17 protein-coding genes are annotated in these 19118 nt (G+C 64.7%); 15 read left to right on the forward strand and 2 right to left on the reverse strand.

What is annotated here, in order from left to right; translation table 11 throughout:
- Positions 1 to 61 precede the first annotated feature (61 nt).
- The 10 genes from CR152_RS21990 to CR152_RS22035 all read left to right on the forward strand — a co-directional run bounded on the left by CR152_RS21990 (position 62) and on the right by CR152_RS22035 (position 12390).
- Entirely contained in the window at positions 62 to 877 is an 816-nt protein-coding gene (locus CR152_RS21990; protein WP_208640174.1) for a M48 family metallopeptidase, read from the forward strand.
- 120 nt (positions 878 to 997) lie between these two features.
- Positions 998 to 1339 (forward strand): hypothetical protein, encoded by a 342-nt coding sequence (locus CR152_RS33180; protein WP_157778655.1) that lies wholly within the window; start codon positions 998 to 1000, stop codon positions 1337 to 1339.
- 98 nt (positions 1340 to 1437) lie between these two features.
- A complete protein-coding gene (locus CR152_RS22000) occupies positions 1438 to 1785 on the forward strand; it encodes an antitoxin VbhA family protein (protein WP_229413505.1) in 348 nt (115 codons plus the stop codon).
- A complete protein-coding gene (locus CR152_RS22005) occupies positions 1782 to 2798 on the forward strand; it encodes a Fic family protein (RefSeq protein WP_099878528.1) in 1017 nt (338 codons plus the stop codon). The genes CR152_RS22000 and CR152_RS22005 overlap by 4 nt, the downstream gene beginning before the upstream one ends.
- A gap of 533 nt (positions 2799 to 3331) precedes the next feature.
- Complete coding sequence (gene paoA / locus CR152_RS22010; protein ID WP_099878530.1) at positions 3332 to 3979, forward strand: aldehyde dehydrogenase iron-sulfur subunit PaoA; 648 nt, start codon at positions 3332 to 3334, stop codon at positions 3977 to 3979.
- Complete coding sequence (locus CR152_RS22015) at positions 3976 to 4929, forward strand: FAD binding domain-containing protein (protein WP_099878532.1); 954 nt, start codon at positions 3976 to 3978, stop codon at positions 4927 to 4929. Before paoA ends, CR152_RS22015 begins: the two co-directional genes overlap by 4 nt.
- Before the next feature lie 3 nt (positions 4930 to 4932).
- The gene (gene paoC, locus CR152_RS22020) at positions 4933 to 7131 is read left to right on the forward strand and encodes an aldehyde oxidoreductase molybdenum-binding subunit PaoC (RefSeq protein WP_099878534.1); all 2199 of its coding nucleotides are present in this window, start codon (positions 4933 to 4935) and stop codon (positions 7129 to 7131) included.
- A gap of 129 nt (positions 7132 to 7260) precedes the next feature.
- Positions 7261 to 8217 carry a cupin-like domain-containing protein gene (locus CR152_RS22025; protein ID WP_099878536.1) on the forward strand — a complete coding sequence of 319 codons (957 nt, stop codon included), beginning with the start codon at positions 7261 to 7263 and terminating at the stop codon, positions 8215 to 8217.
- A 195-nt stretch (positions 8218 to 8412) separates the two neighbouring features.
- Positions 8413 to 9162: a class I SAM-dependent methyltransferase gene (locus tag CR152_RS22030; protein WP_099878538.1), complete on the forward strand. Its 750-nt coding sequence runs from the start codon at positions 8413 to 8415 to the stop codon at positions 9160 to 9162.
- Positions 9163 to 9282: 120 nt separating this feature from the next.
- Entirely contained in the window at positions 9283 to 12390 is a 3108-nt protein-coding gene (locus tag CR152_RS22035; RefSeq protein ID WP_167399938.1) for a CHASE domain-containing protein, read from the forward strand.
- Positions 12391 to 12497: 107 nt separating this feature from the next.
- On the opposite strand, the gene CR152_RS22040 is transcribed toward CR152_RS22035, so the two are convergent.
- Positions 12498 to 12809, reverse strand: coding sequence for a YdhR family protein (locus CR152_RS22040; protein ID WP_099878543.1), 312 nt, complete (start codon positions 12807 to 12809; stop codon positions 12498 to 12500).
- Positions 12810 to 12997: 188 nt separating this feature from the next.
- On the opposite strand from CR152_RS22040, the gene CR152_RS22045 reads away from it, so the two are divergent.
- Together CR152_RS22045 and CR152_RS22050 are read left to right on the forward strand one after the other, a co-directional pair.
- Complete coding sequence (locus tag CR152_RS22045) at positions 12998 to 13561, forward strand: hypothetical protein (RefSeq protein WP_157778656.1); 564 nt, start codon at positions 12998 to 13000, stop codon at positions 13559 to 13561.
- The gene (locus CR152_RS22050; protein ID WP_157778657.1) at positions 13561 to 14169 is read left to right on the forward strand and encodes a hypothetical protein; all 609 of its coding nucleotides are present in this window, start codon (positions 13561 to 13563) and stop codon (positions 14167 to 14169) included. The genes CR152_RS22045 and CR152_RS22050 overlap by 1 nt, the downstream gene beginning before the upstream one ends.
- A 42-nt stretch (positions 14170 to 14211) precedes the next feature.
- Here CR152_RS22050 and CR152_RS22055 read toward each other — a convergent pair whose 3' ends face one another.
- Positions 14212 to 15525 carry a sigma-54 interaction domain-containing protein gene (locus CR152_RS22055; RefSeq protein ID WP_099882633.1) on the reverse strand — a complete coding sequence of 438 codons (1314 nt, stop codon included), beginning with the start codon at positions 15523 to 15525 and terminating at the stop codon, positions 14212 to 14214.
- Positions 15526 to 15738: 213 nt separating this feature from the next.
- On the opposite strand from CR152_RS22055, the gene CR152_RS22060 reads away from it, so the two are divergent.
- From CR152_RS22060 to CR152_RS22070, 3 genes are read left to right on the forward strand one after another with little or no spacing between them, the layout of a single operon-like run.
- Positions 15739 to 16620, forward strand: coding sequence for an MBL fold metallo-hydrolase (locus tag CR152_RS22060; protein ID WP_099878550.1), 882 nt, complete (start codon positions 15739 to 15741; stop codon positions 16618 to 16620).
- A gap of 14 nt (positions 16621 to 16634) precedes the next feature.
- Positions 16635 to 18305 carry a bifunctional protein tyrosine phosphatase family protein/NAD(P)/FAD-dependent oxidoreductase gene (locus CR152_RS22065; RefSeq protein ID WP_099878552.1) on the forward strand — a complete coding sequence of 557 codons (1671 nt, stop codon included), beginning with the start codon at positions 16635 to 16637 and terminating at the stop codon, positions 18303 to 18305.
- A gap of 10 nt (positions 18306 to 18315) precedes the next feature.
- Complete coding sequence (locus CR152_RS22070) at positions 18316 to 19113, forward strand: sulfite exporter TauE/SafE family protein (RefSeq protein ID WP_099878554.1); 798 nt, start codon at positions 18316 to 18318, stop codon at positions 19111 to 19113.
- The last annotated feature ends 5 nt before the right edge of the window (positions 19114 to 19118 follow it).

The raw sequence follows: 19118 nt of genomic DNA on the forward strand, positions 1-19118 counted from the left end.
ATCATGCTTACAATAAATCATTATTCTAGGAAACTCTTTTAACATGAATCGGAGTAACAATATGACGAAAACCATGCAAGCCAGGCTTGGCCTGATCGGCGTCGTTGCCGCCCTGGCCGGGTGCGCCAGCAGCACCATGCCCGGGACGGTTGGCGTGACGCGCTCGCAGTTCATGATCGTGCCGGCGTCTGAGGTGGATGCGCTGGCATTGTCCGGATTCAGCAACCAGAACCAGAAAGCCAGGGCAGCAGGCAAGCTGGTCAACAGCGGCGCCGAATATGACCGCCTGGAGCGCATCGCCAAGCGGCTGCAGGCGCAGGTGCCGGTATTCCGCGCCGATACCAAAGACTGGAAGTGGGAGCTGGCGCTGATTGACGCTCCGGTGCTCAACGCCACCTGCGCGCCCGGCGGCAAGATTACTTTCTACACGGGCCTGGTTCGCAAGCTCAAGCTCACCGATGACGAGATCGCCATGGTGATGGGCCACGAAATCGCCCACGCGCTGCGCGAGCATGGCCGCGAGCGCATGTCGGAAGCCAAGGCGACCGGCACCGTCACTACGCTGGCCAAGGTGCTGGCACCGGACAAGGCGCTCACTGTCGACCTGGCCAACAAGGCTTCATACTTCCTGTTCTCACTGCCAAACTCGCGCGAGCACGAATCGGAAGCCGACACGATCGGTCTGGAACTGGGCGCGCGGGCCGGGTATGACCCGCGGGCGGCGGTACTGGTATGGGAAAAGATGGCGGCAGCGTCGAGCGGTGCCGGCAAGGCCGAGTTCTTGTCGACCCATCCGTCGAACGAGACGAGGATCGCCTCTCTGACCGCCATGCAGCCGCGCGTGGCACCGCTGTACGCGGCAGCCAACAAGAAATAGAGAGCGATAATCGGCAGGCCGGCATAGCGCCGGTCCGCCCTGACGGCCCGGTTCCGCCGGCCGGCGACCAGCCCGGCCAGCCAGCGTCGCGCCCGGAATTCCGGTTACGGGACTGCGTGCATGCGTGCTGTCCCCGGCGGAAATTTTGTCAAAGAACACAGTGCCACTGCAATCGTGGTACAGCATGTGCTTGACGTGGCATGCCGAAACAGCCAATATTGCCAAATTGAAACCTTGCGGGTGAGCCAGATGGCGGATGTGTTACTGGAGTTGGGCCATCTGATGGTTATGAACTGGCGGATCACCGTTGCACTCGTCGCCTCCACCATGCTGGCGCTTGCACTCGCCTTTGCGATTCCCCCATTTACTGGTCCTTACGGCATCGCGCTGGCGTTGTGTGGATTGGCCGCGGGATGCTGGTGGCATTCGAGGGCCTTGGCAATCAGATCCTGCACGTCTTGAGTTTGGCCGGCATGTATGTGCGTTGACTGCGCATCGTACGACCATTAAATTGAGAGCGTCAACGGAAGCAATTGCAGGGATATTTCAAGGAGCCAACAATGAAAGAAGTTCAGTTTACGATCCTGCTTGAGGCGGAATTGTGCGACAGCTTTGCCGAAGCCTCTAAAACGGAAGGCCGGCCAGCCGACCAGATCGTGCGCGAGTTCATGCGTGACTACGTGATCCGGGTGCGCGAACGCGATACGGGCGCGGTGAAGGAAGTCATTTCTGCCAGCGAGCGCAAGCGTCGGCAAGACGCGGTGACGTTTGCCATGGCGTCAGTCGGCTTGGAGGGTTTCAAGCACTCGAAGGAAGACGAAGAACGCGCTCAACGCTTCATCACGGGTGAAATCGATCTTGCCGAATACCTCGGCGCAGCGCCCAGTGTTGACCAATTAAACAAATGAGCGCGGCAGATAACGATCGCGACAAGCTTGAAACCAGCTTCACTACAAGACGTGCGACCGAACTTGAGCTGAGCCCGGTACGCGGCCAATTTGATGTTGGGCATTTGAAAGAAATTAATCGTCGATTATTTCAGGATTTGCCTAAGGCCGGTTTTGATGACGTAAAGCCCGGCGAATTTCGCCCGCCTGCCCCGGAGGGCAAGGACTGGGTGAAAAATCGCGGCTTGGCTACCGTCGCTGGTTCATTTTATGTTGCCTACTCCAGCATGAATACGAACGACCACGAGCGGCTCAATAAGGTGCTTGAAGGAGCGGTGCCGGATAAGCTGCGGGGATTGAAAACGGAGGAATTTACCGCCACCATTGGCCGGCTCTATGCGGAGCTTGACTATGTCCACCCTTTCAGCGACGGCAACAGCCGCACGCTGCGGACCTTCACGAAGCAGCTCGCAACCGAAGCCGGCTACGACCTCGACTGGTCGCGCTTCAACAAGAATGACGCCGGCCGCGATTACCTGTATATCGCGCGCGATCGCAGTGTCAACGAACTGGCGATGCCGCACATCAAGGACGACGATACGATGCGCAAGGTCGTCAGCACCCTGGATCGGATCGAGGGCAACCCCGACCTGCCGACGCTCTTGCGCGATGCCGTGCGGCCGACCCGTGCCGTGGAGTTCGACAGGTCGACCAAGGCCGACGAGGCCGAGGTATTGAAAAAACATCCCGAACTGAAAGAGGCGTTCCGCACCGTGCGCAGCGCCGCGGACTATTTCGAGGCGAAGATTTCCGGTGATGCAAAGGGGCAACAGGAGGCGTTGCAGCAGGTACGAAAACAGGTTGTTGACCGGTTGAATAAAGGCGAGACAAGTGGGTTTGGCGCCGCACCTGACCAGCCGCAGAAATCGGAAGCGGCGCCAGTCAAAACAGTCAGCCAGCCGCAGAAATCCGAAGCGGCGCCAGTCAAGACCGTCGAAGCCAAGCGTCCAGGCAGGGATACGGAACGTAATTAATAGCGCCGTCGGGATCGCTTTTTTCCTATCCATGCCTTCCTTGCTTGACCGCTACATGTAAGACGGCGCGTCCCGATCGCCATGATGAACTTCATACAATACTGCGCGACCGGGAAAAACGGTCCCGATTCGGCGTAGCCACTACTGCCGTCCTGCTCATCGCTGAACCGTTCCCTCGAAGTCGGCGTCATTGCCGTAGCCCGGCGCGCTGGGAGCGGCCAGACGGCAACACCGACATGCCTTAACCGCCTGCCGATCAGCATAGCGCAGGATAGTGGAGGTCCACCAGGGACCGCTCCACACTGAACGATCGCCGGCGTCCATCGCCCGAGTGTTCGCGGTCTAACAGACTGATCATTCAATCCCAGGCACGCTTGATAAATTGCACGTTTTTCCGGATGCGCCACGCCCACGCGTTTCAACCAGGATGACAGCATGTGCTGCACAGATCATTCATCGCCTTTGCGGCGCTCCCGTCGGGCAGGGGGTGCCCGTCCGGGCAGTCACACAATCAGCGAAGAGGATGCCACCACATGGACGAGTTCAGCGATATCAAACTATCGAGGCGGGAACTGTTAATCGCAGGGGCGATCACCGCCACGGCGGCCAGCGTGCCCGGCGCGGCCGGGGCGGCCGACGCCGCCCCAGGCGCGCCCAGTGCGCCGCCGGTGACCAGCAAGGTCGCCTTTCAGGTCAATGGCAAGAGCCACACGCTCGACGTCGACACCCGCACCACCTTGCTCGATGTGCTGCGCGAGAACCTGCACCTGACCGGCACCAAGAAGGGCTGCGACCATGGCCAGTGCGGCGCCTGTACCGTCATCGTCGATGGCCGCCGCATCAACTCCTGCCTGACCCTGGCGGTGATGCACGAAGGCGCCAAGGTCACCACCATCGAAGGCCTGGGCAACAAGGGCAAGCTGCATCCGATGCAAGCGGCCTTCATCAAGCATGACGGCTACCAGTGCGGTTACTGTACCCCGGGCCAGATCTGCTCGGCCGTGTCGGTGCTCGATGAAATCAGGCAGGGCATCCCGAGCCACGCCAGCGCCGACCTGATGGCACGCCCACAAGCGACGCCCGACGAAATCCGCGAGCGCATGAGCGGCAATATCTGTCGCTGCGGCGCCTACTCGAACATCCTCGATGCGATCACCGACGTCGCGGGGAGCAAGGCATGAAGGTCTTTACCTACCAGCGCGCCACCAGCCCCGCCGACGCCGCGGCCGCCGCCATGCGCGCGCCTGGCGCCAAATTCATCGCCGGCGGCACCAACCTGCTCGATCTGATGAAGCTGGAGATCGAAACCCCGGGCCACCTGATCGATGTTAATGGCCTGGGCCTCGACAAGATCGAAGCAACGGCGGACGGCGGCCTGCGCATCGGCGCCCTGGTGCGCAATACCGACCTGGCGTCCGATGAACGGGTGCGGCGCGAATACGCCGTGCTGTCGCGCGCCTTGCTGTCGGGCGCGTCTATGCAGTTGCGCAACAAGGCAACCACCGCCGGCAACCTGCTGCAACGCACCCGCTGCCCGTATTTTTACGACACCAACCAGCCGTGCAACAAGCGCCAGCCGGGCAGCGGCTGTTCGGCCATCGGCGGCTTCAGCCGCCAGCACGCCATCGTCGGCGCCAGCGACGCCTGCATTGCCACGCACCCGAGCGACATGGCCGTGGCCATGCGCCTGCTCGATGCGCAGGTCGAGACGGTGCGTGCCAACGGCGCCGCGCGCACCATTCCGATTGCCGACTTCCACCGGCTGCCGGGCAGCACGCCGCACATTGAAACGGTGCTCGAACCGGGTGAACTGATCACCAGCGTCACCTTGCCCAAGCCGCTGGACGGCACGCATGTGTACCGCAAGGTGCGCGACCGATCCTCGTACGCGTTCGCGCTGGTGTCGGTCGCGGCCGTGATTCTGCCGGGCGGCGGCGGCCGTGTGGCGCTGGGCGGCGTGGCGCACAAGCCGTGGCGCATCGAAGCGGCCGAGCAGAAGATGGCGGGCGGCGCCAAGGCCGTGGTCGACCAGCTGCTGGCTGGCGCAAAGACAACGCACGACAATGCGTTCAAGATCACGCTGGTCCAGCGCACGCTGCATGCGGTGCTGGCCGATGCGAAGAAAGGCTGACCCATGAAGTTCACCACACCCGCCACCACCAATCCCATCGACCGGCTCAAGGTCGTCGGCCGCCCGCTCGACCGCATCGACGGCCCGGCCAAGACCACCGGCAGCGCGCCGTATGCCTACGAACAGCACGAGGCCGCGCCCAACGCCGCCTACGGCTATGTGGTCGGCGCCGGCATCGCCAAGGGCCGCATCACGTCGATCGACCTGGGCGACGCGCGGCGCGCGCCCGGCGTGATCGCCGTGATCGGCGCCGAGAACGCGGGTACGCTCGGCAAGGGCAAGATGAATACCGCCAGGCTGCTCGGCGGACCGGAAATCCAGCACTACCACCAGGCCATCGCCGTGGTCGTGGCGGAGACGTTCGAGCAGGCGCGCGCCGCCGCCAGCCTGGTCAAGGTGGAGTACGCAAAAGAGAAGGGCGCGTACGACCTCGATAAGGCCAAAGGTTCCGCCACCGTACCCAAGTCGGATAAGCCGGACACCAAGGTCGGCGACTTCGATGGCGCCTTTGCGGGCGCACCGGTGAAGTTGGATGCCACCTACCACACGCCGGACCATTCGCACGCCATGATGGAGCCGCACGCATCGATCGCCGCGTGGGAAGGCGACAAGCTGACCCTCTGGACCTCGAACCAGATGATCGACTGGACCAAGGGCGACCTGGCCAAGACGCTCGGCATCCCGAAGGACAACGTGCGCCTGATTTCGCCGTACATCGGCGGCGGCTTCGGGGGCAAGCTGTTCCTGCGCTCGGAAGCGCTGCTCGCCGCCCTGGGTGCGCGCGCGGCCAAGCGGCCGGTCAAGGTCGCGCTCAGCCGTCCGCTAATGATCAACAACACCACGCACCGTCCGGCCACGATCCAGCGCATCCGCATCGGCGCCACGCGCGACGGCAAGATCAGCGCCATCGGCCACGAAACCTGGTCTGGCAACCTGCCGGGCGGTAACCCGGAAGAAGCCGTGCAGCAGACCCGCCTGCTGTACGCCGGAGCGCACCGCATGACCAAGACGCGGCTGGCCGTGCTCGATCTGCCGGAGGGCAATGCGATGCGCGCGCCAGGCGAAGCGCCGGGCATGATGGCGCTGGAAATCGCCATGGACGAGATGGCCGAAAAGCTCAAGATCGACCCGGTGACTTTCCGCATCCTGAACGACACCAAGGTCGATCCGGAAAAGCCGAGCCGGCCGTTTTCGCAGCGGCGCCTGATCGACTGCCTGCGCACCGGCGCCGAACGCTTCGGCTGGAAGGCGCGCAGCGCCGAGCCGGGCAAGACGCGCGAAGGGCGCTGGCTGATCGGCATGGGCGTGGCCGCCGCCTTCCGTAACAATATGGTGATGAAGTCGGGCGCCCGCATCCGCCTCGACGGCAAGGGCATCGTCACGGTGGAAACCGACATGACCGACATCGGCACCGGCAGCTACACCATCATCGCGCAAACTGCGGCGGAGATGATGGGCGTGGCGATCGACAAGGTGGTGGTGAAGCTGGGCGACTCCAGCTTTCCGGTGTCGGCCGGGTCGGGCGGGCAGTGGGGCGCCAACAGTTCGACCGCGGGCGTGTACGCGGCGTGCGTGAAGATGCGCGAGGCGGTGGCCCAGAAGCTCGGCATGAATCCGGCCGAGGCCGATTTTGCCGACGGCGCCGTGCGTGCCGGCGGCAAGAGCGTTCCGCTGGGGCAGGCCGCACAGGGTGGTGAGCTGGTGGCGGAAGACAGCATGGAATATGGTGACCTGGACAAGAAATTCCAGCAATCGACCTTCGGCGCGCATTTTGTGGAAGTGGCGGTCGACAGCGCCACCGGCGAAACGCGCGTGCGGCGCATGCTGGCCGTGTGCGCGGCGGGGCGCATCCTCAATCCCAAGTCGGCGCGCAGCCAGGTGATCGGCGCGATGACGATGGGGCTGGGCGCGGCGCTGATGGAAGAACTGGTGGTCGACACGCGCACCGGGTTTTTTGTCAATCACGACCTGGGCGGATATGAAGTGCCGGTGCATGCCGACGTGCCGCACCAGGAGGTGGTGTTCCTCGACGAGACCGATCCGATGTCCTCGCCGATGAAAGCGAAGGGCGTGGGTGAACTGGGGATTTGCGGGGTGGCGGCGGCGATTGCGAACGCGGTGTACAACGCCACCGGCGTGCGCGTGCGCGAGTATCCGGTCACGCTCGACAAGCTGCTTGCGAAAATGCCTGCCATGACCTGAAGCGGGTCTTCCGCGCGACGAAAACTGGAAGAGCGCCGTCGCATACGTTATGCTGTCGCCCCAAAGCGCGAACGAGGGTAGTGGTTCGTCGTCGGGTCCAGCGGAGTAACGGGAAGATGGTGAAGGTTTATGTCAAGTGAGAAGAAGCCGGTGGTCCTTGAACAGGAGCCACCGCAGGCGCGCCTGGCGGCACGGTTGCCGCCTACGCTGCTGGCGACGGAAACGGCGTGGTCCGGGGACGCCGCCGCCAAAAAGCAGGCGCGCGAGGAGCGCGATGCGCTGGTGCGGGGCGTCACATCGATTGACGACATGCGTCACGCGATCAGGCGCGCGGGACGCGATCTGCCTTCGATCTCCGAAGTGCCGCGTGTCGGCAGACTCGATGCCGCGGCCTTTCGCGCGCGTGCGGCACAAGGCTTGCCATTCCTGATCACGGGCGTGGTCAAGCGCTGGCCGCTGTGCGAGCTCACGCCGCAAACGCTGCGCGAGCGCTTCAGCCACGTTCCGGTGCGCGCGCGGGTCGGCGACTATATCAGTACCGCGTTCGCGCCCGACCGGGCCATGCAGGATATGTCCATGCTGGCGTATCTGGACCTGGCTGATGCCGCTGCGGAGGGCTTGCCGCCGTATCTGGGCAATCTGGAACTGCGCGAATTGAACAATATGTGCTACTGGCCCGCGTATTTCAGCAAAATGGGTCCGCCGCGCTTCTGGCTTGGCCCGGCGGGAACGGTGACGCCGCTGCATTGCGATTATGACGATAATATTTTCGCGCAAATCTGGGGCACCAAGCGGATTTTCCTGGTGCCGCCGCACCATGACGAATTCCTGTACCCAAGCGAGGCCAATGCCATCCTTTTCGGTTCGCCGGTCGATCCGGAAGCGCCGGATTTCGAGAAATTCCCGCTGGCACGCCAGGCGACCATGATCGAGTGCATCGTCAATCCGGGCGACATGCTGTATGTGCCGGCCGGGTGGTACCACCAGGTGCGCGCGCTGACGTTTTCGCTGTCGGCCAACAGGTGGGCGAGGGCGGTGCCGTTTGCGTTGAATGGGGATGCATCCTTGCAGCGCCCGGCGGGCTAATACGGCATTGAAATGGCCAGCGATCCCACCCGCTACTCAACTCGCATGGTGCGGCAGACTCGATCGGTTCTTCCGGCGAGACCGGCCATTGGGGCTTCCAACAGCGGAAGTGCACATATGGACCACGCAAGATTGCTTGAATGATATTATTCCTATCAACCTTCAATCCTGCACTTCGCCAGTCATGAGGAACCCATGTCCGATTTTTACGACCGCCTGACCCCGTTCTATCACCTGATCCACCAGGACTGGCACGCCAGCGTCGCGCTGCAAGGCGAGCAGCTCACCAAACTGATCGACGCCGAATGGCCAGGCAAGCGCAAACTGCTGGACGTTTCCTGCGGCATCGGCACCCAGGCCATCGGCCTGGCCCAGCGCGGGTTCTCCACCACCGCTTCCGACCTGTCCGAAAAGGAAATCGAGCGCGCCCGGCGCGAGGCCGATCTGGCCGGCGCCGCCGTCGACTTCTCCGTCTGCGACATGCGCCGCGCGCACGAGCACCACGGGTCCGGTTTCGACATCGTCCTATCCTGCGACAATTCGCTGCCGCACCTGCTCAGCGACGACGACTTGCTCACCGCGCTGCGCCAGATGTTCGCCTGCCTGTCGCCCGGCGGCGGCTTCCTGATGTCGATGCGCGACTACGAGCGCGAAGAGCGCGGCGTCAACCTGGTCAAGCCATACGGCGCGCGTACCGAAAACGGCAAGCGCTACGTGCTGTTCCAGGTCTGGGATTTCAGCGGCGAACACTACGATCTGACCTTCTACTTCATCGAAGAAGATCTCGCCACGCAGGCGGTCCATACCCACGCGCTGCGCTCGCGCTATTACGCCATCTCTACCGACAAGATGTGCGCCCTGATGCGCGAAGCGGGATTCGCTCAAGTGCGCCGGATCGACGACGCCTTCTACCAGCCGATTCTGGTGGGTACCCGTCCAGCATAACTGGCGCGCCACTGCAAGCTGCGCGAACCGGGTAGATGCAAAGTATGGGGACTGCAACACTTTGCCTTGGAGAATGCAGCGTTTGGTTAATAATAGAGGCTGACTTTTTCGAAGATGCCTATGCCGACCAGCGTTGACCAGTCCGACGAAAAGCGCAGTGACGGACCAGGTAGCGTCCGGCTGCGCGGTAAATGCGCTCCGTTGATTCTCGCCCTGTCCATTTTCCTGCTTGCCATTATCGCAACCGGTTTTGCCTGGCAGTTCGCGCGCACGCAAGTGCTCGATAGCCAGAACGCCGAATTTGCCTTCGAGGCGCGCCAGATTGAGCGCCGCATCGAGCAGCGCATGGCCACCTATGAGCAGGTCCAGCGCGGCACCCAGGCCTTCCTGCTCGGCTCGATGCAGGTCGAACGCAAGGACTTTCGCGCCTATATCGCTTCCTTGAGGCTCGAAGAAACCTATCCCGGCATCCAGGGTATCGCCCTGGTCGAACTGGTCGCGCCCGGACAGCTCGACGCCCACATCGCGGAGCAGCGCCGCGAGAGCCCGGGTTACACCATTCGTCCCCCGGGCTCACGGCCGGTGTTTTCGGCCATCACCCACATCGAGCCGTTCACCGGCCTGAATCTGCGCGCGCTCGGCTTCGACATGCTGAGCGACCCGACCCGGCGCGTGGCAATGGAACGCGCGCGCGATACCGGCCACGCGGCGGCGTCGGGCAAGGTGCGCCTGATCCAGGAAAACGGCCGCAACGAGCAGGCCGGGCTGGTCATGTACCTGCCCGTGTACCGGCGCGATGCCCCGACCGCCACAGTGGCCGAGCGGCGCGCGCACATCATCGGCTGGGTCGGTGCACCGTTCCGCATGGACGATCTGATGGCGGGCCTGGGCGGCGAGCGCTCGAAAGACATCATGCTGTCGATCTATGACGGCAATACGGTCGACGGCAGCGCCCGGCTATTCCGCTCGGCCCGCGAAACACCCGCCGAAATGCAGCGCACGGCGCTCTTTTCGACCACCTTGCGCGTGGTCGTCGCCGGGCGTCCCTGGACGCTGCAGATGCGCTCGGCCGCGCAGTTCGAGGCGCGCCTGCAGTCGGACCGGCCGCAGTTCATCGCCATCGTCGGCGTCGCCGCCGCGGCCTTGCTGGCAATGCTGGTGTGGACCCTCGCATCGAGCCGCGGACGCGCCATGGCGCTGGCGGCCGACATGACGCAGCAGCTCAGCGCAAGCGAATTTCGCTGGAAATACGCGCTCGAAGGCGCCGGCGACGGCGTCTGGGACTGGAACCGTGGCACCGGCGACATTGTCCATTCGCGCCGCTGGAAGGAAATGCTGGGGTATGGCGCCGACGACATCGCACCAAGCAACGCCTCCTTCGAGGCCCTGATCCACGACGAGGACCGCGCGCGCGTATTGGCCACCCTCAATGCCTACGTCGACAGCACCGATCAATCCTACGAGTGCCAGTTCCGGCTGCGCTGCAAGAACGGCACCTGGCGCTGGATCCGCTCGCGCGGCATGGCGGTCACGCGCGACGCCAGCGGCCATCCCTTGCGCACCATCGGCACCCATACCGACATTACCCGCGCCAAGGCCGACGAGCGCACCCTGCTCAAAGCGAATGCGCGCCTGGCGGCCGAGCAGCACCGGGTCAGCGTCATCCTCGACCATTCGCACGATGCGTTTGTCGCGGTCAGCGCGGATGGGTGCATCACCGACTGGAACGCCAAGGCCGAAGCCATGTTCGGCTGGCCGGCGGCGGCGGCCATCGGGCACGATCTGGCCGAGCTGATCATTCCACCCGAGCTGCGCGCCGCCCACAACGCCGGCATCGCGCGCATGGTCGCCAGCGGTACCGGCACCGTGATCCGCAATGTGTTCGAGGTCAGCGCGCTGCACCGCGACGGACGGCGCGTGCCGGTGGAACTGGCCATCGCCGGCTTTCCGCAGGCATCCGGCTATGTGGTGAGCGCGTTCATGCGCGATGTCTCCGAGCGCAAACAGGCCGAGCAGCTCGAAGTCGAACGCAGCCGGGCGCTGGAAGACGCGCGCCATGCGCTGCAGCATTCGCAAAAACTCGAAGCGGTCGGCAAGCTGACCGGTGGCGTGGCGCACGACTTCAACAACGTGCTGCACGTCATCGGTGGCAACGTGCAACTGCTTCAGCTGAGCAACCGCGACGATGCGCGCCTGCAAAGGCGCCTGCACAGCATACAGTCGGCGGTCGACCGCGGCGCCAAGCTGGCCTCGCAGCTGCTTGCCTTCGCGCGGCGCCAGCCGCTGCAGCCGGTGGTGCTCAATCCGCTGCAAACCTTGCAAGCCATGGACGACCTGCTGCAGCGCGCGCTGGGCGAGTCGGTGCAGATCCGCATCGAAGCCGATGACGGTTTGTGGAACACGCTGGTCGATCCCGGTCAATGGGAAAACGTGGTCATCAACCTCGCCATCAATGCGCGCGACGCCATGCCCGGCGGCGGCGTGCTGAACATCGGCCTGCAGAACCAGCGCATCGATGCCGGTCAGGCCGGCACGCTGCTCGACCTGGCGCCGGGCGACTACATCCGCTTCAGCTTTGCCGATACCGGGCAGGGCATGGACGGCGAGGTGATCGCGCACGCCTTTGAACCGTTCTTCACCACCAAGCCGGTAGGGCAGGGAACCGGCCTGGGGCTGAGCATGGCGTACGGCTTCGTCAAGCAGAGCGGGGGCCATATCGTGCTCGACAGCGAGGCGGGCAAGGGCACCACGGTGGTGATTTACCTGCCGCGCTCGGCCGAGCGGGCGACTGGCAAGGTTGCCTCGGCCGAGCAGAACGTGGTGGGCGGCGGCGAGACGGTCCTGGTAGTGGAGGACGATGCGGACGTGCGCGCCACCGCGGTGGCGACCTTGAACGAACTCGGTTATTGCGTGCTGGAAGCGCACGACGGCGCCAGCGCGCTGGCCATGATCCGCGGGGGCGCCTGGATCGACCTGTTATTTACCGATGTGGTCATGCCGGGGCCGGTGTCGAGCATCGAACTGGCGTTGCTGGTGCAGGAGGCGCTGCCGGGAGTGGCGGTGCTGTACACGTCGGGCTACACGCGCGACGCGCTCACGACCGGAGGCCGGCTCGATGAGGGCGTGCGGCTGCTCGGTAAACCGTACCGGCGCGCGCAGTTGGCCCAGCATGTGCGCGATGCGCTGGCGGGACGTTCGCTTGGATTGTTGAACGATACGACACCGTGATGGCCGGCGTCGATATGCGCATGCATCCGACGGCCTTCCCGATCCGGCAAACTGACGGTCTCGCTCGCTCTTCCGATGATGGGCACCGTTCGGCGGGACGACGCTTTCTAGTATGTAAAGACTTGCTGAGCCACGTTGTCGACCATCACGGGGCTATCGAAATAGGTGACGGTTGGATCGGTGCCGTATTTTTCACGGACGAATGCGCGCCAGGCGTCCGTGTATAACACTTGCGCTTCCGCCCGGGAATTCCAGAGATAGACGCCGCCGGCCGTACCGCCATCTTCCGAGAGTATGTAGTGCTTGCGAAGCAAGCCGGGCACGTCCTGATAGGTTGGCGCGGTGCTCAGGAAGATCCTGCGTGCCTCCCCGTGAGTGATTGGTTTCGGCAATGCGAACGCGGTAATCGCAATAATCATCTGTTACTCCAGTTTGTGTTGTAGGGCCGGTAAAGACCAGTTTCCCTCAAACGGCTTCATGCCAATGTATCATGTCTGATCATAATGCGGACTGAGGTCGGCCAGTGTCGCCGCGCTCTCATGCGCTCGTCTAGCGCTGTTCGATGCGTGTGGATTACCTTAGATGGCGTGAGCCGGAGGAGAAACAAATGAGCATTCCCGCTTTGCTGCTGAAAAAAGCACTGGGAGGATTACTTGCCGGATTTTTACTGCTGCAAGGATGTGCTTCCACGGTCAATAACAACGTGCTGGCATATTCAAGCCATGACTTCGGTTTGCTGTGCTTCGGCGGAGTCAGTAACGTACGGCTGACCTATGGCGGTGCCCCACACACATTATTGGATCGCAAAGGTGATGCGGCACCGGAGAAAAAAACCGCTGATGCGACGCGCATTCCCGGATTTCTATCCGGTACGTATGACACCTTCGTAGGGCCAATCGATATGCAGTGGCGCTCGCGCGACGGCTCCGAGCTGAGCCATACCGTCGACCTCAACAAGGAAATTATCGGCCGCCATATCCCGTATGCCCATCCCGAGCGCGTCTACGCCGTGAAGCCGTTCGTTGGAAAACCGGTGATCATTGTCGAGTTTGACAATCGGACCGTGAACGTTTACCTTGTCGCCACATTGCAGGTGACTCCTCTCGACGCCGCCAAGCCAACTCTCGACCATGTGCAGTCCCGCACGCTTGTGTATTCCAGGACCTTGTGATGGACCCGCGCACCCGTAGCGAAAGCCCAAGAAGAAAGCAAATGCGTCTCCCCGTTTCGCTGACAAAAAGTGCCATGAAGTCATTGTTCGCCGGGCTTTTGCTGTTGCAAGGGTGCGCGTCGATGCCCAGGGGCGATGTGCTGAAATATTCAACTCATGAGCTGGGTTTACTGTGCTACGGGGGAATCAGTAAGGTATGGGTGAGCTACGCCGGGGCCGGACACAAGCTGTTCGACGATCAAGGCGATGTCGCCCGCGAGAAAACCCCGGCCGACGCACAGCGGGTTCCGGGCTTTACATCCGGCTCTTACAAAACGTTTGCCGGACCGATAGAAATGACGTGGCGCTCGCGCGATGGCTCCGGGCTGAGTCATTCCATCGACCTCAACAAGGAAATTCCGAATCCCCGCATTCCGTACGATCATCCGGAACAAGTCTGGCGCGAGAACCCTTTCGAGGGCGGCGAGCCAACCCTCATCGTCGAGATCAATGACCTCGCCGTGCATGTCTACGTTGCCGCAACACTGCTGGTAAAGCCCGCCGATCCGGCCCAGAAATCCTTTGACCGGGTGAAGTCGTACACGCTCGTGCATTCACGAACGCTATGATTCTGGCCGGCCAGGGTGCGGCTGACCAGGCCGCACCAGGAATCAGGACTTTCCCTGCTGTTTGAGGCGCCGGTACAGCGTGCGTTCGCTGATGCCGAGCGCCGCCGCCAGCTCGCTGCGGGTGCCGGCAAACTGGCTTAGCGCCTCGTCCTGCGCGCCGCCGGCGATCGTCGGTGCCAACCCGGGCACCGACGGCGCCACGGGCAGATGGGCGACGCGGATCACGCCATCGTCGGCGAACAGGCTGGCGCGGTCCAGCACATTGCGCAGTTCGCGGATATTGCCAGGCCACGCCAGCCGCTGCAGAACGGCCAGCGCCTCCGGATCGATATTGAGCGCGCGCGTGCCGCCGCCAGCGCGCCGCAGGAAGGAATCGGCCAGCAGGGCGATGTCCTCGGCGCGCTCGCGCAGGGGTGGCAGGCGGATCGGAAAGGCATTGATGCGGTAATACAGGTCTTGCCGGAACTCGCCGCGCGCCACCATCGCGTCGAGCGGCTTGTGGGTGGCCGCGATCAGGCGAAAGTCGGCATGCAGCGTTTCCACACCACCCACCCGCCGGTAGGTGCCCGTTTCGATCAGGCGCAGCAGCTTGACCTGCATCGCCAGCGGCACGTCGCCAATTTCATCGAGGAAGATGGTGCCACCCTGCGCCGTCTCCACCAGGCCCGGTTTGCGCACCGCGGCACCGGTGAACGCCCCTTTTTCATGGCCGAACAATTCGCTCTCGAACAGGGTTTCGCTCAGGCCCGAGCAGTCGACCACGACCAGCGGGCCGCCGGCGCGTGCGCTGGTGGCGTGCACGGCGCGCGCGAATAATTCCTTGCCGGTTCCCGATTCGCCCAGCAGCAGCACCGGCAGCATCGATGGCGCCACCCGCTGCAGCGCCGCCAGCGCCTGGTTGAAGGCGGGCGCGCGGCCGACCAGCCCGTCGTCGCTGGGCCGCGCCGACGCGCTGCGCACCGTCGACAGGCGCTCGACATAAGCGGTAATGACCCCGTGTTCATCGAAAATCGGGCGCAGCTCGACATCCACGTGTTCGGGTCCGCGCGGGGTGTGGTGAATGTGCAGCACGCGGTCCGGGCCGCGCAGCTCCTGCGCCTTTTTCATCGGGCAATGCTCGCCCGCCTGGTCGCAGGGCAGGTCGTAGTGATGCGAGACCCGGTAGCACTTCTGCCCGATGAATGGCTTGCCGGTGCCGCCGAACTGCCGCCGGTACGCGTCGTTGGCGGCCAGGATGTTGTAGTCGGGATCGAGCACGATCATCGGCTGCGCCTCGTGCTCGAGAAACGACACCAGCGACTGCACCTGCGCGGAGAACGGGGCGTTTACGGCGGGAACGGCGGGATTGATGGGCATGTCGTGGCTCCTGGTCAGGCGCGCATGGTGGCGCAGCACTGCCATGACTGTCAAGTGGCACTGCCATATGGCAGTCCCATGGCAGTCCGCGCCAAGCCAGCAAAAATATAAATTCCTTAAAAAATCAAGGATCTGGATCATGCATTTCGTGCGTGAGCGCGCTGGCACGCGTTTTGCGTTGTCTCTCCCTGAACCACAGGAGACTGCCACAGCATGAGCACAGCATCATTCCAGGTCGAGGGTTTCTTCGACACCGCCACCAGCACTGTCAGCTACCTTGTACTCGACCGCGCCACGCGCTGCTGCGCCCTGATCGACAGCGTACTCGACTTCGACCAGAAATCGGGCCGCACGGCCACCACCTCGGCCGACAAGCTGATCGCCCGCGTGGCCGAACTGGGCGCCACGGTGGAGTGGATCCTCGAAACGCACGTCCACGCCGACCACCTGACCGCCGCGCCCTACCTGCAGGAGCGCCTTGGCGGCAAAACCGGCATCGGCCGCCACATCGCCGCCGTGCAGGAAGTGTTCGGCACCTTGCTCAACACCGGCGCCGGCATGGCGCGCGACGGCAGCCAGTTCGACCACCTGTTCGCCGACGGCGACACCTTCCGCATCGGCCGCATTGAATGCCGCGCGCTGCATACGCCCGGCCACACGCCGGCCTGCCTGAGCTACGTGGTAGGCAGCGGCGGGCAGCTCGCCGCATTCGTGGGCGATACCCTGTTCATGCCCGACTACGGCACCGCGCGCTGCGATTTCCCCGGCGGCGACGCGGCCACGCTGTTCCGTTCGATCAGCAAGGTGCTCGCTTTGCCGGACGATACCTTGCTCTATATGTGCCACGACTACCAGCCCGGCGGGCGCGAGGTGCGCTTCGTGAGCACGGTGGCCGAGGAGCGCGCCCACAACGTCCATGTCGGCAGCGGCATCAGCGAAGACGCCTTCGTGGCCATGCGCACCCGGCGCGACGCCACTCTGGCCATGCCGGCCCTGATCCTGCCGTCGGTCCAGATCAATATGCGCGCCGGGCACTTTCCCGAACCCGAGGCGAACGGCCAGCGCTACCTCAAGATTCCTCTCAACGCGCTCTGAGCGCAGCAGGCGCCATGGACATTCACGCGCTCACGCCCGCACTGGCGGTGTCGGCCCAAATCCTGCCGGAGCAGGTGGAAACGCTGCGGCAAGCCGGCTTTTGCAGCATCATTTGCAACCGTCCCGATGGCGAAGCCGGCGACCAGCCCTTGTTTGCCGACATCGAGCGCACCGCGCGGGCGTTGGGGATGTCCGCCCACTACCTGCCGGCCGAGTCGGGCAAGGTGACGGACGAGCAGGGCGCCGCCTTCGGTGCCTTGCTCGACAGGCTGCCCAAGCCGGTGCTGGCGTACTGCCGCAGCGGCATGCGCTCGACCACGATGTGGGCGCTGTCGCAGGCCGACCGGCTGCCGCTGCCGCAGATCGTCGACACCGCGCGCAAGGCCGGCTTCAACATGCAGGGTGTGGTGCGGCGCATCGCCAACCATGGCCGCACCCCGCTCGACGTGGCCGAGGCCGAGCATGCGGTGCTCATCATCGGCGGCGGCGCGGCCGGCATTGCAACCGCCGCCAGCCTGCTGGCGCGGGCGCCGGAGCTCGACATCGCCATCGTCGACCCGGCCGATGTGCATTACTACCAGCCCGGCTGGACCCTGGTGGGCGGCGGCGTCTTCGATGCCGCGCGCACGGCCCACACCATGGCCTCGGTCATCCCGCGCGGCGTGAAGTGGATCAAGGCGGCGGTGGCGGCCTTCGAGCCGGAGCGCAACGCGGTCATCCTGGATGGCTGCCGCGTGGTGCGCTACGGCCACCTGGTCGTATGCCCGGGCCTGAAACTCGACTGGCACGCCATCGAGGGCCTGTCCGACACGCTCGGCAGCAATGGGGTGACCTCCAACTATCTGTACCACCTGGCGCCGTACACCTGGCAGCTGGTACGCACCCTGCGCGCCGGCCAGGCCATCTTTACCCAGCCGCCGGCGCCGATCAAGTGCGCCGGTGCGCCGCAAAAGGCCATGTACCTGTCGGCCGACCACTGGAAGCGCGGCGGCCTGCTGGAGAAGGTACGGGTCGATTTCTGCAGCGCCGCGCCGGCCCTGTTCGGCGTGCCCGACTACGTGCCGGCGCTGATGGAATACGTGAACGCCTACGGCATCGGCCTGCATCTGGGCCACACCTTGACCGCTGTCGACGGACCGGCGCGGCGCGCCACCTTCACGCGGCTGAATGCCGACGGCGGCAAGGAAACGGTCACGCGCGCGTTCGACCTGCTGCACGTGGTGCCGCCCCAGGTGGCGCCGGACTTCGTGCGCGTCAGTCCCCTGGCCGACGCGGCCGGCTGGATCGACGTCGACCCGGCCACCTTGCGCCACAGGCAGTGGGCCAATATCCACGCGCTGGGCGACGCCATCAACACCACCAACGCCAAGACCGCGGCGGCGGCGCGCAAGCAGGCGCCGGTGGTGGCGCACAACGTGCTGGCGGCGCTGGGCAAGCGCGCCGGCGTGGCCCGCTACGACGGCTACGGCGCCTGTCCGCTGACGGTGGAGCGGGGCAAGATCGTGCTGGCCGAGTTCAATTACGGCGGCAAGCTCGCCCCCAGTTTTCCTTCCTGGCTGATCGACGGCACCCGTCCGTCGCGGCTGGCGTGGCTGCTCAAGGAACGCATCCTGCCGCCGCTGTACTGGCGCGGCATGCTCAAGGGGCGCGAGTGGCTGGCCAAACCCACCCTGGCCGACGCGTGAGCATGGCCCGATGACGATGGTCGTACTGCTGGGCTTTGCGGTTGGCATCGTGCTGGCGCTGACCGGGGCCGGCGGCGGCATCCTGGCCGTGCCGCTGCTGGTGTTCGGGGCGGGCCTCTCCATGGCCGAAGCCGGGCCGATCGGTTTGCTGGCGGTGGCGCTGGCGGCCAGCCTGGGCGCCGTCATGGGCCTGCGCAGCGGGACGGTGCGCTACAAGGCCGCGCTGCTGGTGGCGGCGGCCGGGGTGGTGTGTTCGCCGCTGGGACTGTGGCTGGCGCAGCGCATGCCGAACCGGCCGCTGACGGCCGTGTTTGCCGTGGTGCTGATGTACGTCGCCGCGCGCGCCTGGCAGCGCTCGCGCTGCGCGGACGGCACGCCGCCGCCACGCAGCGCGCCGCCGCCATGCCGGCTCGACCTCGCGCGCGGCAAACTGAACTGGACTGCGCCCTGCGCGCGGGCGCTGTGCTGGTCCGGGCTGGCGGCGGGCGGACTATCCGGCCTGCTGGGCGTGGGCGGCGGTTTCGTCATGGTGCCGGCGCTGCAGCGCTTCACCGACCTGGGCACGCAATCGGTGATGGCAACCTCGCTGGCGGTCATTGCGCTGGTGTCGATGTCGGGCGTGGCCGCCAGCGCCGCCAGCGGGCACCTGCAATGGGCCATCGCCTTGCCCTTCGCACTGGGCGCGCTGGCCGGCATGGGCGGCGGCCGGCTGGTCGCGGCGCGCTTGTCCGGGGCACGCCTGCAGCAAGGCTTTGCGCTGGTGTCGGCGCTGGTGGCCCTGGCGCTGCTGGTCCGCGCTGTAGGCTAAGCATG

Source organism: Massilia violaceinigra (genome assembly GCF_002752675.1).
In the GTDB taxonomy this organism is placed as follows: domain Bacteria; phylum Pseudomonadota; class Gammaproteobacteria; order Burkholderiales; family Burkholderiaceae_D; genus Telluria_A; species Telluria_A violaceinigra.

What these genes read in the sequence shown, in the direction of transcription:
- CR152_RS21990 (WP_208640174.1), top strand. Translation starts at nt 62, where the DNA reads ATGACGAAAACCATGCAAGCCAGGCTTGGCCTGATCGGCGTCGTTGCC.
- CR152_RS33180 (WP_157778655.1), top strand. Translation starts at nt 998, where the DNA reads ATGCGTGCTGTCCCCGGCGGAAATTTTGTCAAAGAACACAGTGCCACT.
- CR152_RS22000 (WP_229413505.1), top strand. Translation starts at nt 1,438, where the DNA reads ATGAAAGAAGTTCAGTTTACGATCCTGCTTGAGGCGGAATTGTGCGAC.
- CR152_RS22005 (WP_099878528.1), top strand. Translation starts at nt 1,782, where the DNA reads ATGAGCGCGGCAGATAACGATCGCGACAAGCTTGAAACCAGCTTCACT.
- paoA (WP_099878530.1), top strand. Translation starts at nt 3,332, where the DNA reads ATGGACGAGTTCAGCGATATCAAACTATCGAGGCGGGAACTGTTAATC.
- CR152_RS22015 (WP_099878532.1), top strand. Translation starts at nt 3,976, where the DNA reads ATGAAGGTCTTTACCTACCAGCGCGCCACCAGCCCCGCCGACGCCGCG.
- paoC (WP_099878534.1), top strand. Translation starts at nt 4,933, where the DNA reads ATGAAGTTCACCACACCCGCCACCACCAATCCCATCGACCGGCTCAAG.
- CR152_RS22025 (WP_099878536.1), top strand. Translation starts at nt 7,261, where the DNA reads ATGTCAAGTGAGAAGAAGCCGGTGGTCCTTGAACAGGAGCCACCGCAG.
- CR152_RS22030 (WP_099878538.1), top strand. Translation starts at nt 8,413, where the DNA reads ATGTCCGATTTTTACGACCGCCTGACCCCGTTCTATCACCTGATCCAC.
- CR152_RS22035 (WP_167399938.1), top strand. Translation starts at nt 9,283, where the DNA reads ATGCCGACCAGCGTTGACCAGTCCGACGAAAAGCGCAGTGACGGACCA.
- CR152_RS22040 (WP_099878543.1), bottom strand. Translation starts at nt 12,809, where the DNA reads ATGATTATTGCGATTACCGCGTTCGCATTGCCGAAACCAATCACTCAC.
- CR152_RS22045 (WP_157778656.1), top strand. Translation starts at nt 12,998, where the DNA reads ATGAGCATTCCCGCTTTGCTGCTGAAAAAAGCACTGGGAGGATTACTT.
- CR152_RS22050 (WP_157778657.1), top strand. Translation starts at nt 13,561, where the DNA reads ATGGACCCGCGCACCCGTAGCGAAAGCCCAAGAAGAAAGCAAATGCGT.
- CR152_RS22055 (WP_099882633.1), bottom strand. Translation starts at nt 15,525, where the DNA reads ATGCCCATCAATCCCGCCGTTCCCGCCGTAAACGCCCCGTTCTCCGCG.
- CR152_RS22060 (WP_099878550.1), top strand. Translation starts at nt 15,739, where the DNA reads ATGAGCACAGCATCATTCCAGGTCGAGGGTTTCTTCGACACCGCCACC.
- CR152_RS22065 (WP_099878552.1), top strand. Translation starts at nt 16,635, where the DNA reads ATGGACATTCACGCGCTCACGCCCGCACTGGCGGTGTCGGCCCAAATC.
- CR152_RS22070 (WP_099878554.1), top strand. Translation starts at nt 18,316, where the DNA reads ATGACGATGGTCGTACTGCTGGGCTTTGCGGTTGGCATCGTGCTGGCG.